Source organism: Citrobacter sp. S55_ASV_140 (assembly GCF_018919505.1).
Taxonomy (GTDB): domain Bacteria; phylum Pseudomonadota; class Gammaproteobacteria; order Enterobacterales; family Enterobacteriaceae; genus Citrobacter; species Citrobacter werkmanii.
Genome location: NZ_JAHLQZ010000114.1, coordinates 1 through 13,083, shown reverse-complemented (window position 1 = coordinate 13,083; position 13,083 = coordinate 1). Strand labels below are relative to the sequence as shown.

The 13,083-nt window shown below is 53.7% G+C and carries 10 protein-coding genes; all 10 read left to right on the top strand.

The genetic code is table 11. From position 1 onward, the window contains the following. Window positions 1-2,064, top strand: a 2,064-nt coding sequence (gene ptsP, locus KQJ18_RS15980; protein WP_216422293.1) for a phosphoenolpyruvate--protein phosphotransferase, incomplete at its 5' end; no start/stop codon positions are given. 188 nt (window positions 2,065-2,252) lie between these two features. Beyond that, entirely contained in the window at window positions 2,253-3,128 is an 876-nt protein-coding gene (gene lgt, locus KQJ18_RS15975; RefSeq protein WP_038633319.1) for a prolipoprotein diacylglyceryl transferase, read from the top strand. Between the two features lie 6 nt (window positions 3,129-3,134). Next, window positions 3,135-3,929, top strand: coding sequence for a thymidylate synthase (gene thyA / locus KQJ18_RS15970; protein WP_216422292.1), 795 nt, complete (start codon window positions 3,135-3,137; stop codon window positions 3,927-3,929). Window positions 3,930-4,111: 182 nt separating this feature from the next. Continuing rightward, on the top strand, window positions 4,112-4,582 hold the full coding sequence (locus KQJ18_RS15965; protein WP_204527607.1) for a prepilin peptidase-dependent protein: 471 nt from the start codon (window positions 4,112-4,114) through the stop codon (window positions 4,580-4,582). Beyond that, the gene (locus KQJ18_RS15960) at window positions 4,573-5,136 is read left to right on the top strand and encodes a prepilin peptidase-dependent protein (protein WP_216422291.1); all 564 of its coding nucleotides are present in this window, start codon (window positions 4,573-4,575) and stop codon (window positions 5,134-5,136) included. Before KQJ18_RS15965 ends, KQJ18_RS15960 begins: the two co-directional genes overlap by 10 nt. Continuing rightward, complete coding sequence (locus tag KQJ18_RS15955) at window positions 5,133-5,540, top strand: DUF2509 family protein (protein ID WP_216422290.1); 408 nt, start codon at window positions 5,133-5,135, stop codon at window positions 5,538-5,540. Before KQJ18_RS15960 ends, KQJ18_RS15955 begins: the two co-directional genes overlap by 4 nt. Further along, a complete protein-coding gene (locus KQJ18_RS15950) occupies window positions 5,525-5,848 on the top strand; it encodes a prepilin-type N-terminal cleavage/methylation domain-containing protein (protein WP_199979199.1) in 324 nt (107 codons plus the stop codon). Before KQJ18_RS15955 ends, KQJ18_RS15950 begins: the two co-directional genes overlap by 16 nt. Before the next feature lie 12 nt (window positions 5,849-5,860). Beyond that, window positions 5,861-9,229, top strand: coding sequence for an exodeoxyribonuclease V subunit gamma (gene recC, locus KQJ18_RS15945; protein ID WP_216422289.1), 3,369 nt, complete (start codon window positions 5,861-5,863; stop codon window positions 9,227-9,229). A 179-nt stretch (window positions 9,230-9,408) separates the two neighbouring features. Beyond that, window positions 9,409-12,297: a pitrilysin gene (gene ptrA, locus KQJ18_RS15940; protein WP_216422288.1), complete on the top strand. Its 2,889-nt coding sequence runs from the start codon at window positions 9,409-9,411 to the stop codon at window positions 12,295-12,297. Next, on the top strand, window positions 12,290-13,083 hold a 794-nt coding region (locus KQJ18_RS15935), incomplete at its 3' end, for a UvrD-helicase domain-containing protein (RefSeq protein WP_216422287.1). The genes ptrA and KQJ18_RS15935, both read left to right, overlap by 8 nt.

Here is a 13,083-nt window from a genome sequence, read left to right as displayed (position 1 = left end):
CGTGGTCGCACCGTCGCACTCGCGTTTGATGAAGGTATCGTTGGCCTGGTTGGCAGGCTGGCGGAACCTATCAACCTCGCCGATGCGCAAAAACATCCCAGCTTTAAATACATCCCTTCGGTAAAAGAAGAGCGCTTTCGTGCGTTCTTAGGCGTACCGATTATTCAGCGTCGTCAGCTGTTAGGTGTGCTGGTGGTGCAGCAGCGTGAATTACGTCAGTACGACGAAAGCGAAGAGTCTTTCCTGGTGACGCTCGCCACGCAAATGGCGGCCATACTTTCCCAGTCGCAACTGAACGCACTGTTCGGCCAATACCGGCAAACACGTATCCGTGCATTGCCTGCCGCTCCCGGCGTAGCCATTGCCGAAGGCTGGCAGGATGCAACGCTACCGCTGATGGAGCAGGTCTATCAGGCTTCAACGCTGGACCCGGTGCTTGAACGCGAGCGGCTGACCGGCGCGCTGGAAGAGGCGGCGAACGAATTCCGCCGTTACAGCAAACGCTTTACCGCCGGGGCGCAGAAAGAAACGGCGGCGATCTTTGATCTCTACTCGCACCTGCTTTCCGATACCCGTCTGCGCCGCGAACTGTTTGCGGAAGTGGATAACGGCTCGGTGGCTGAGTGGGCCGTTAAAACGATCATCGAAAAATTTGCCGAACAGTTTGCCGCGCTGAGCGATAACTATCTCAAAGAGCGGGCCGGAGATTTACGCGCGCTGGGCCAGCGTCTGCTGTTCCATCTTGACGACTCGATCCAGGGACCGAATGCCTGGCCTGAACGTTTTGTGCTGGTGGCGGATGAGCTTTCCGCTACGACACTGGCGGAACTTCCCCAGGACCGGTTAGTCGGCGTGGTTGTCCGGGACGGCGCAGCCAACTCTCATGCGGCGATTATGGTGCGTGCGCTGGGTATTCCGACCGTCATGGGGGCTGATATCCAGCCGTCAGTACTACACCGTCGAACGTTGGTGGTGGATGGTTATCGTGGCGAAGTGCTGGTCGATCCGGAACCGGTATTGGTCCAGGAATACCAGCGCCTTATCAGCGAAGAGATCGAGCTGAGCCGCCTGGCGGAAGATGATGTTAACCAACCGGCGCAGTTAAAAAGCGGCGAGCGCGTGAAGGTGATGCTCAATGCGGGTCTCAGCCCGGAACATGAAGAGAAGCTGGGCAGTCGGATCGATGGCATTGGTCTGTATCGCACAGAAATTCCTTTCATGCTGCAAAGCGGCTTTCCTTCGGAAGAAGAACAGGTTGCGCAGTATCAAGGGATGCTGCAAATGTTTAACGACAAGCCGGTGACTCTGCGGACGCTGGATGTCGGGGCCGATAAACAGCTGCCCTACATGCCGATCAGTGAAGAGAACCCATGCCTTGGCTGGCGTGGGATCCGCATTACGCTCGATCAACCGGAGATCTTTTTGATCCAGGTCCGGGCCATGCTGCGTGCAAACGCGGCAACCGGTAACCTGAGCATTTTACTGCCGATGGTGACCAGTATTGATGAAGTGGACGAAGCGCGACGCCTGATTGAACGCGCCGGACGCGAAGTGGAAGAGATGATCGGTTACGCAATCCCGAAACCGCGCATCGGCATCATGCTGGAAGTTCCGTCGATGGTGTTTATGTTGCCGCATCTGGCTAACCGGATAGACTTTATCTCGGTCGGAACCAACGATCTCACCCAATACATTCTGGCCGTTGATCGTAACAATACGCGGGTGGCCAGCATTTATGACAGCCTGCATCCGGGGATGTTACGTGCGCTGGCGATGATTGCGCAAGAAGCCGAAAGAAGCGGTATCGATTTGCGCTTATGCGGTGAAATGGCGGGCGATCCGATGTGCGTGGCCATTCTGATCGGCCTGGGTTTCCGTCATTTATCAATGAACGGTCGATCCGTGGCCCGCGTGAAATATCTGCTGCGCCATATCGATTTTGGCGAGGCGCAAACGCTGGCCCAGCGCAGCCTGGAAGCGCAGATGGCGGCAGAAGTACGCCATCAGGTGGCGGCCTTTATGGAGCGCCGTGGCATGGGGGGGCTGATTCGCGGGGGACTGTAGGCCTGATAAGCGTAACGCTGTCAGGCATTACGGGGGAAAGATTACCTATACAGATCTTTTACATCTTCCCGGCATCCGCTGCGATCCCCTTGTGCTATCATTCGCACCTTTGGAGCGCCTGCTTTATGCAGGCGCGCTTATCAATTGCTGTCTGACTTCAGCGAAATAACAAGAACTTGTGGTGACAGATGACCAGTAGCTATCTGCATTTTCCGGATTTCGATCCGGTCATTTTCTCAATCGGACCCGTCGCGCTTCACTGGTACGGCTTGATGTATTTGGTGGGTTTTATTTTCGCGATGTGGCTGGCGACGCGCCGTGCTAATCGTCCGGGCAGTGGCTGGACTAAAAATGAAGTAGAAAACTTACTGTATGCAGGCTTCCTCGGGGTTTTCCTCGGCGGACGTATTGGTTACGTACTGTTCTATAACTTCCCATTGTTCCTCGATAATCCGCTGTATCTGTTCCGCGTCTGGGATGGCGGCATGTCCTTCCACGGCGGGCTTATCGGTGTGATTCTGGTGATGATTATCTTCGCCAGACGCACCAAGCGTTCGTTCTTCCAGGTTTCTGATTTCATCGCTCCGCTGATCCCGTTTGGTCTGGGCGCAGGGCGTCTGGGCAACTTTATCAACGGTGAACTGTGGGGACGCGTCGACCCGAACTTCAAGTATGCCATGCTGTTCCCGGGCTCCCGTACCGAAGATATTTTACTGCTGCAAACCAACCCGCAGTGGCAGTCCATTTTTGATACCTACGGCTCGCTGCCGCGTCACGCCTCGCAGCTTTATGAGATGGCGCTGGAAGGGGTTGTACTGTTTATCATTCTGAACCTGTACATTCGCAAGCCGCGTCCTATGGGGGCGGTGTCCGGTCTGTTCCTGATTGGTTATGGCGCGTTTCGTATTATCGTTGAATTCTTCCGCCAGCCGGACGCACAGTTTACCGGCACCTGGGTGCAGTACATCAGTATGGGACAGATCCTCTCTATCCCGATGATTGTCGCAGGCATTATTATGATGGTTTGGGCGTACCGCCGTAGCCCACAGCAACACGTTTCCTGAGGAACCATGAAACAGTATTTAGAACTGATGCAAAAAGTGCTGGATGAAGGCACAAAGAAAAACGACCGTACCGGAACCGGAACGCTTTCCATTTTTGGCCATCAGATGCGTTTTAATCTGCAGGAAGGGTTCCCGCTGGTTACGACCAAACGCTGCCATTTACGCTCGATCATTCATGAGCTACTGTGGTTTTTGCAGGGCGATACTAACGTTGCCTACCTGCATGAAAACAACGTCTCAATCTGGGATGAATGGGCGGATGAAAACGGTAATTTAGGCCCGGTTTATGGCAAACAGTGGCGCGCGTGGCCAACGCCGGACGGTCGCCATATTGACCAGATCACCACGGTGCTAAACCAGCTGAAAGATGACCCGGACTCTCGACGCATCATCGTTTCCGCATGGAACGTCGGTGAGCTGGATAAGATGGCGCTGGCGCCGTGCCATGCTTTCTTCCAGTTCTATGTGGCGGATGGCAAGCTCTCTTGCCAGCTGTATCAACGTTCGTGCGATGTGTTCCTCGGTCTGCCATTCAACATTGCCAGCTACGCCTTACTGGTACACATGATGGCGCAGCAGTGCGACCTTGAAGTGGGTGATTTTGTCTGGACCGGCGGCGACACGCACCTGTACAGCAATCATATGGATCAAACGCATCTGCAGCTTAGCCGCGAACCGCGCGCGTTGCCGAAGCTGATCATCAAACGTAAGCCTGAATCTATCTTTGATTATCGCTTCGAAGATTTCGAAATCGAAGGCTACGATCCACATCCCGGTATTAAAGCGCCGGTGGCTATCTAACCGGCTTAATGCTGTCACAACCGACGCCTTCGCGCGTCGGTTTTTTTGTCGTAAATCGCGTTTTTCGGCGCTGATTCCTGAAATATTGCAACGCTTTGCAACGTGAAAAATATTCCCCGTAGCTCGTCGTAGAAACCGAATTTCCCGCTCGTTATTCATTTTCCTCACGCCATACTGGCGGCATGAAAAAACAACAAGGCTACACGTTTCTCGAAACCCTGATTGCGATGCTGATTGTCGCGGCGCTTGGCGCGTCCGGGTTGTATGGCTGGCAGTCCTGGCAACAACAACAGCGCCTGTGGCAGACCGCCTGTCAGGTGCGGGACTACCTGCTGCAACTACGTGAAGATGCTAACTGGCGTAACCGCGATCACGTGATAAGCGTGATGGAGGATGGGCCATCGTGGTGTCTGGTCAGTTCTGCGGCTTTACAAGACGGGTGTAAACCGACTTCACCGCTGGTGTTTGCACCGCGCTGGGACGATGTCGAAATGGCAGAGATAACGCCTTCACTGGCCTTTTTTGGGCTGCGCAATACGGCATGGGCTGGACATATTCGTCTGAAAAATGCGGCAGGCGAATGGCGCGTGGTGGTGTCAGGCTGGGGGCGGATCAGGCTTTGCGAGCGCGATGAGGCCAGATCATGTCAGTAAACGAGCGGGGTTTTTCACTGCTGGAGGTGCTCATTGCTATGGTCATTAGCAGCATTTTACTGCTTAGCGCAGCGCGATTTTTACCCGCTCTGCAGCGAGAGATCCTGCGCAATACGCGCCAGCTAGCGCTGGAGGATGAAATATGGCAGCGGGTCTATACCGTGGCAAAACATCTTCAGCGGGCAGGGTATTGCCGGGGAACCTGTGTCGGAGAGGGATTGGTGATATCGGCTAAGGGTGACTGTGTCATTGCCCGTTGGGATGCCAACAGTAACGGCATTTGGGAGAGCGTTCCCGCGAAAGAGTCCGATACCATCGGATTTCGTTTACAGGACAAAGTCCTGGAGACCCAGCGAGGAGCAACGAGTTGTAATGGCAAAGGGTGGGAGAAAATGACCGATCCAGCCACGATAGTGATTCAGGCGTTTAAGGTTGAGCGCCTGAATATTCGCGGATTTCAACCACTCCTTACGTTGCGTTTGCGTGGAGTGAGCAACGTCGAACCGCAAAAAGTCATTGAAGCCTTTTACAGTGTGACAGGTTTCAACCTGTGAATAGTGAGCGAGGTGTTTCGTCCCTGGCGATGGTCCTGCTACTTCTGGTGCTCGGCAGCCTGTTATTGCAGGGTGTTCGCCGACAAGAAACGAGTTTTGCATCGCGTGTTACAACGGAAAGTCGGTCTTTACAACGGCAGGCGGTAGTGCAATCCGCCATCGAATGGGGACGCATGCAGTCCTGGGGCTTACAACCGGCTTTACAGTGTCGGCGTTATACCGGGCAGGATGTCGCGGTTTGCCTGCGACGACTTACTGAGACTTCCGTGCTGCTTATTGCGCATTATGAAGGCGTATCGCTATGGCGTCAGGGAGCGATTATCGATGGCAATATCGAATTTTCGGCGCATGGCTGGAGCGATTTTTGTCCGTTAAAGGCGGTAGCGTTATGTCAGACTCCCTGAACAGACAACATGGTTTTAGCCTGCCGGAAGTGATGCTGGCAATGGTGCTGATGATCATGGTTGTGACTGCGCTATCGGGATACCAGCGGGCGTTGATGAACAGTTTTATCGTCAGAAACCAGTATCAGCAACTCTGGCGTCACGCCTGGCAGCAAACCCAGCTGTATCCGTTTTCACCACCTGTGAACTGGCAGGTTAACCGAATGCAGACAACGGAAGCAGGATGTGTCAGCATCAGCGTTAAAATTTCTTCACCTCTGGGCAGGCAAGGTCAAATGACACGTCTGCATTGCCCGAACCGTCAGTAGTCAGGAGCCGCTATGTTAAGGGTCTACCACTCCAATCGTCTGGATGTGCTGGAAGCGTTAATGGAGTTTATCGTTGAGCGCGAGCGGTTGGACGATCCCTTTGAGCCGGAAATGATCCTGGTGCAAAGCACCGGTATGGCGCAGTGGCTACAAATGACCCTTGCACAGAAATTTGGTATCGCCGCCAACATCGATTTCCCGCTACCCGCGAGTTTTATCTGGGATATGTTTGTGCGCGTGCTGCCGGATATCCCGAAAGAGAGCGCGTTCAGCAAACAGAGCATGAGCTGGAAGTTAATGACTCTGCTGCCGCAATTGCTGGATAACGATGACTTCGCACTGCTGCGACACTATCTGACGGACGACACCGATAAACGTAAGCTGTTTCAACTCTCCTCTCGCGCGGCGGACCTTTTCGATCAGTATTTAGTTTATCGCCCTGACTGGTTAACGCAGTGGGAAGCGGGGCGCCAGATTGAAGGACTCGGCGAGGCTCAGGCATGGCAGGCGCCGTTGTGGAAAGCGCTGGTGGAATACACCGCTGAACTGGGTCAACCGCGCTGGCATCGCGCCAATTTATATCAGCGATTTATTCACACCCTGGAAAATGCGTCTGAATGTCCGCAGGGGCTGCCTTCTCGCGTCTTTATTTGCGGAATTTCGGCGCTACCGCCGGTTTACCTGCAGGCCTTGCAGGCGTTGGGTAAGCACATTGATATTCATCTGCTGTTTACCAACCCTTGTCGCTACTATTGGGGCGACATTAAAGATCCCGCCTGGCTGGCAAAGTTGCTGGCGCGTCAGCGTCGGCACAGTTTTGAAGAACGTCACCTGCCGCTGTTTCGTGATACTCAGAATGCGGCAGGATTGTTTAACAGTGATGGTGAGCAGGATGTAGGCAACCCGATGCTGGCCTCGTGGGGTAAGTTGGGACGTGATTATATTTATCTGCTTTCAGAACTGGAAAACAGCCAGGAGCTGGATGCGTTTGTCGATATAACCCCAGACAATCTTTTGCATAACATTCAGTCGGATATTCTCGAGTTACAAAGCCGGGCCGTGGCGGGCGTTACGCTGGACGAGTATTCCCGGAGCGACAACAAACGACTGCTTGATGTGAACGACAGCAGCGTGACTTTCCATGTCTGCCATAGCCCTCAGCGTGAAGTGGAAATTCTTCATGACCGACTGCTGGCAATGCTGGAAGCAGATCCCACGCTGACGCCGCGCGACATTATCGTGATGGTGGCGGATATCGACAGCTACAGCCCGTTCATTCAGGCGGTTTTTGGCAGCGCGCCAGCCGACCGTTACTTACCCTATGCGATTTCCGACCGTCGGGCGCGTCAGTCTCATCCCGTCTTGCAGGCCTTTATCAGTCTGCTGTCGCTACCGGATAGCCGTTTTGTCTCTGAGGATGTGCTGGCATTACTGGATGTCCCCGTGCTGGCGGCACGTTTCAATATTGATGAAGATGGTCTGCGCTATCTTCGTTTGTGGGTCAATGAATCAGGTATTCGCTGGGGAATTGACGACGATAACGTGCGTGAGCTGGAACTTCCGCCAACGGGTCAGCATACCTGGCAATTTGGTTTAACGCGCATGCTGCTAGGCTATGCGATGGAAAGCGCCCAGGGCGAGTGGCAATCGGTATTGCCCTATGATGAGTCGAGCGGTTTGATTGCGGAACTGGTAGGGCATCTGGCCTCGTTGCTGATGCAGCTTAATCTCTGGCGTCGAGGACTGGCGCAGGAGCGCCCGCTGGAAGAGTGGCTGCCTGTTTGTCGGGACATGCTTAATGATTTCTTCCTGCCGGATGCGGATACCGAAGCGGCGATGACGCTGATTGAACAGCAGTGGCAGGCCATTATTACTGAAGGACTGGGGGCTGAGTATGGCGATGCCGTACCGCTTTCCTTGCTACGTGATGAGCTGGCGCAGCGTCTCGACCAGGAACGCATTAGCCAGCGCTTCCTGGCAGGGCCCGTTAACATTTGTACGCTGATGCCGATGCGCTCTATTCCTTTTAAGGTTGTATGCCTGCTGGGCATGAACGATGGCGTTTATCCGCGTCAGCTTGCGCCGCTGGGCTTTGATCTGATGAGTCAAAAACCGATGCGGGGCGATCGCAGCCGTCGCGATGATGACCGTTATCTGTTCCTCGAAGCATTAATTTCGGCGCAGCAAACGCTCTACATCAGCTACATTGGCCGCTCAATTCAGGATAACAGCGAACGCTTCCCGTCGGTATTGGTGCAGGAACTGATGGATTACATCGGGCAAAGCCACTATTTGCCGGGCGACGAATCGTTGACCTGCGATCAAAGCGAGGCCCGGGTAAAAGCGCACATTACCCGTCTGCATACCCGCATGCCTTTTGACGCACAAAACTATCAGCCCGGCGAACAGCAAAGCTACGCCCGGGAGTGGCTGCCTGCGGCGAGCCTGTCAGGAAAAGCGCATACGGATTTTGTGCAGCCTCTCCCCTTTGAAATGCCAGCCATGTTAACGCTGGAAACGTTACAGCGATTTTGGTCTCATCCGGTACGGGCCTTTTTTCAGATGCGTTTGCAGGTCAACTTTCGTTCTGAAGAAAGTGAGATCCCGGAAACTGAACCTTTTGTTCTGGAAGGATTAACTCGCTATCAGCTTAATCAGCAATTGCTTAACACGCTGGTTGAAGAGAACGATGCTGAACGACTGTTCCGCCGTTTTCGTGCGGCAGGCGTGCTGCCCTATGGGTCATTTGGCGAAATTCTGTGGGATACGCAGCGTCAGGAGATGCAGTCGCTGGCTGAACGCATTATCGCCTGCCGTCAGCCTTGCCAGAGCATGGAGATTGATCTCATCTGTAACGGTGTGCAAATCACCGGTTGGCTGCCGCAGGTGCAAGAGGACGGTTTGTTGCGCTGGCGCCCATCATTAATAAGCATTGCCCAGGGAGTGCAACTTTGGCTGGAACATCTTGTCTATTGTGCCAGTGGCGGTACGGGAGAGAGTCGGTTGTTCCTGCGCAAAGACGGGGAATGGCGTTTCCCTCCACTGGCGGCAGAACAGGCGCTGCTGTATTTGTCGCAGCTCATTGAGGGATATCGGGAAGGCATGTCGTCGCCATTGCTGGTATTACCGGAAAGCGGCGGCGCATGGATAAAAACCTGTTATGACGCTGCAAATGATGCCATGTTAGAGGACGACGATACGCTGCAAAAAGCGCGCAGTAAGTTTTTGCAGGCTTATGAAGGCAACATGATGGTTCGTGGCGAAGGCGATGATATCTGGTATCAACGCCTGTGGCGTCAACTGGATGCCGAGACGCTGGAACGCATTGTTTTACAGTCACAGCGCTATCTGTTACCGATTTTTCGCTTTAACCAGTCCTGATGGTTGTATAAAAATTGCGCAATTTGATGGCTTCCACTATGATGCGCATTCTGTCACGGACTGATTCTTAAAAAGAGAAGATGCTGACTTGTTCAGCACGAAGTCTTGCCCTGTTCATGCCACGTATTGATACGTGGTTTGCAGTGAACAGGTGAATACGTTAATGATGAGGTTTGTGAATGCCCCGCAGCACCTGGTTCAGCGCATTACTGTTGTTCGTCGCCCTTTGGGTTCCCGTAAGTCAGGCAGATACCGGTTGGCAGCCTTTAGCTGAAACCATCCGTAAAAGCGATAAAGATACCCGCCAGTATCAGGCCGTGCGCCTTGATAACGGCATGGTCGTGTTGCTGGTATCCGATCCGCAGGCCGTGAAATCCCTTTCTGCACTGGTGGTGCCTGTTGGCTCGCTGGAAGATCCGGACGATCATCAGGGGCTGGCGCATTATCTCGAACACATGTGTCTGATGGGCTCGAAAAAATACCCGCAGCCCGACAGCCTGGCTGAATTCCTGAAAATGCATGGCGGCAGCCACAATGCCAGCACAGCGCCTTACCGTACGGCTTTTTATCTTGAAGTCGAAAACGACGCGCTGGTGGGGGCAGTGGATAGACTGGCGGACGCGATCGCCGATCCGTTGCTGGATAAAAAATATGCCGATCGCGAGCGTAACGCGGTGAACTCCGAGCTGACGCTGGCGCGTACCCGGGATGGGATGCGTATGGCGCAGGTTAGCGCTGAGACGATCAACCCGGCGCACCCTGGCTCGCGTTTCTCCGGCGGAAATCTGGAGACATTAAGCGATAAACCGGGTAACCCGGTGGTGCTGGCATTACAAAAATTTCATGAAAAGTACTACTCCGCGAACCTGATGAAGGCGGTGATTTATAGTAATAAACCACTGCCAGAGTTGGCGCGGATAGCCGCTGATACTTTCGGCCGCGTACCGAACAGAAATATCGAAAAACCGGAAATCACCGTACCGGTTGTCACCGACGCGCAGAAAGGCATCATCATCCACTATGTGCCGGCGATGCCGCGCAAAGTCTTGCGCGTCGAGTTTCGTATCGATAACAACAGCGCAAAGTTCCGCAGTAAAACTGATGAACTGATAACCTACCTGATTGGCAATCGTAGTCATGGTACGCTGTCCGACTGGCTGCAAAAACAGGGGCTGGTGGAGGGCATTCGCGCCGATTCCGATCCGGTGGTTAATGGCAACAGCGGGGTATTAGCCATTTCTGCGACGTTAACCGACAAAGGGTTGGCGAACCGCGATGAAGTTGTTGCGGCCATCTTTAGCTATCTCAATCTGTTACGTGAGAAAGGCGTCGATAAACGCTACTTTAACGAACTGGCACACGTGCTGGATCTCGATTTCCGTTATCCTTCAATCACTCGTGATATGGACTACGTGGAATGGCTGGCTGATACCATGATCCGCGTTCCCGTCGAGCATACGTTGGATGCGGTGAATATTGCCGACCAATATGATGCGCAAGCCATTGCGCAACGTCTGGCAATGATGACGCCGCAGAATGCGCGTATCTGGTATATCAGCGCGAAAGAACCGCATAATAAAACCGCTTATTTTGTCGATGCGCCTTATCAGGTGGACAAAATCAGCGACAAAACCTTTGCTGACTGGCAGCAAAAAGCACAGGGCATTGCGCTGTCTTTGCCAGAGCTGAACCCCTACATTCCGGATGATTTCACGCTGATCAAAGCGGATAAAAAATACGCTCACCCGGAACTGATCGTCGATGAGCCGGATTTGCGCGTGGTGTATGCGCCGAGCCAGTATTTTGCCAGCGAGCCGAAGGCTGATGTCAGCGTGATCCTGCGTAACCCGAAAGCGATGGACAGCGCGCGCAACCAGGTATTATTCGCCCTGAACGATTACCTGGCGGGAATCGCGCTCGATCAGTTAAGCAACCAGGCATCGGTGGGTGGAATAGGTTTTTCGACCAACGCTAACAATGGTCTGATGCTTAACGCTAACGGTTACACTCAACGTCTGCCGCAGCTTTTTCAGGCGTTATTAAGCGGTTATTTCAGCTACACCTCAACGGATGAACAACTGGCACAGGCGAAATCCTGGTACGCCCAGATGATGGACTCTGCGGAAAAAGGTAAAGCCTACGATCAGGCGATTATGCCGGTGCAAATGCTGTCTCAGGTGCCCTATTTCTCACGCGATGAACGTCGCGCGCTATTGCCATCCATTACGTTGCAAGAGGTGATGTCCTACCGCGATGCGTTAAAAGCGGGGGCGCGGCCTGAGTTCCTGGTGGTGGGTAATATGAGCAAAGCTCAGGCTACAACCATGGCGCAGGATATTCAGAAACAGCTTGGCGCGAATGGCTCGCAGTGGTGCCGGAACAAAGAAGTGGTCGTGGACAAGAAGCAGTCCGTCATCTTTGAGAAAGCGGGCAGCAGCACGGATTCTGCGCTGGCGGCGGTATTTGTGCCAACTGGCTATGACGAATACAGCAGTTCAGCCTACAGCGCCATGTTAGGGCAAATTGTTCAGCCGTGGTTCTACAACCAACTGCGTACTGAAGAGCAGTTAGGCTATGCCGTATTTGCTTTCCCGATGAGCGTTGGGCGTCAGTGGGGGATGGGGTTCCTGTTACAAAGCAGTGATAAGCAACCGTCTTACCTCTGGGAGCGTTATAAAGCATTTTTCCCGACGGCGGAAGCGAAGCTGCGGACAATGAAACCTGAAGAGTTTGCACAAATTCAGCAGGCGATCATTGCGCAAATGCTACAGGCGCCGCAAACGCTGGGGGAAGAAGCCTCACAGTTAAGCAAAGATTTTGATCGCGGCAATATGCGCTTCGATTCACGTGATAAAATAGTGGCTCAGATTAAACTGCTGACGCCGCAAAAACTTGCCGACTTCTTCCATCAGGCGGTGGTTGAGCCGCAAGGCATGGCGATACTGTCACAGGTTTCCGGCAGTCAGAACGGGAAAGCAGAATACGTGCGCCCGGAAGGCTGGAAAGTGTGGCAGACCGTCAGCGCGTTGCAGCAAACCTTACCCCTGATGAGTGACAAGAATGAATGATGCCGCTGAGTCCCTTGATCCACTGCGCTTGCCCCTGACGGGCGAGCGCCTGATTGAAGCCTCTGCGGGCACCGGTAAAACTTTTACCATCGCCGCCCTGTATTTACGTTTACTGCTTGGACTGGGCGGCTCTGCCGCCTTTCCACGTCCTCTGACCGTTGAAGAACTGTTAGTGGTCACCTTTACCGAGGCGGCCACAGAGGAACTGCGTGGCCGAATTCGTAGCAACATTCATGAGCTGCGCATTGCCTGCCTGCGTGAAACCACCGACAACCCGCTATATGCCCGTTTGTTAGACGAAATAGCCGATAAAAAACAGGCCGCCCAGTGGCTGCTATTGGCTGAAAGACAGATGGATGAAGCGGCGGTGTTTACCATTCATGGTTTTTGTCAGCGCATGCTGAGCCTCAACGCCTTTGAGTCAGGCATGCTGTTTGAACAGCAACTGATTGAAGACGAATCACTGCTGCGTTATCAGGCGTGCGCGGACTTCTGGCGGCGGCATTGCTATCCGTTGTCCCGCGACATTGCGCAGGTCATTTTTGAAACGTGGAAAGGTCCTCAGGCGCTATTGAGGGATATCGATCGCTATCTGCAGGGCGAAGCGCCGGTGATCAAGGCTCCCCCGTCCGATGACGAAACGCTGGCCTCCCGACACGAACAAATTCTCGCCCGCATTAACCGGATTAAGCAGCAATGGCGCGGCTCTGTTGATGAGCTGGACGGGCTGCTGGAAGCCTCAGGGATCGACCGACGTAAATTCAATCGCGGTAACCAGAGCAAGTG

Coding starts and splice junctions, on each gene's coding strand:
- lgt (WP_038633319.1), top strand. CDS start 2,253: ATGACCAGTAGCTATCTGCATTTTCCGGATTTCGATCCGGTCATTTTC.
- thyA (WP_216422292.1), top strand. CDS start 3,135: ATGAAACAGTATTTAGAACTGATGCAAAAAGTGCTGGATGAAGGCACA.
- KQJ18_RS15965 (WP_204527607.1), top strand. CDS start 4,112: ATGAAAAAACAACAAGGCTACACGTTTCTCGAAACCCTGATTGCGATG.
- KQJ18_RS15960 (WP_216422291.1), top strand. CDS start 4,573: ATGTCAGTAAACGAGCGGGGTTTTTCACTGCTGGAGGTGCTCATTGCT.
- KQJ18_RS15950 (WP_199979199.1), top strand. CDS start 5,525: ATGTCAGACTCCCTGAACAGACAACATGGTTTTAGCCTGCCGGAAGTG.
- recC (WP_216422289.1), top strand. CDS start 5,861: ATGTTAAGGGTCTACCACTCCAATCGTCTGGATGTGCTGGAAGCGTTA.
- ptrA (WP_216422288.1), top strand. CDS start 9,409: ATGCCCCGCAGCACCTGGTTCAGCGCATTACTGTTGTTCGTCGCCCTT.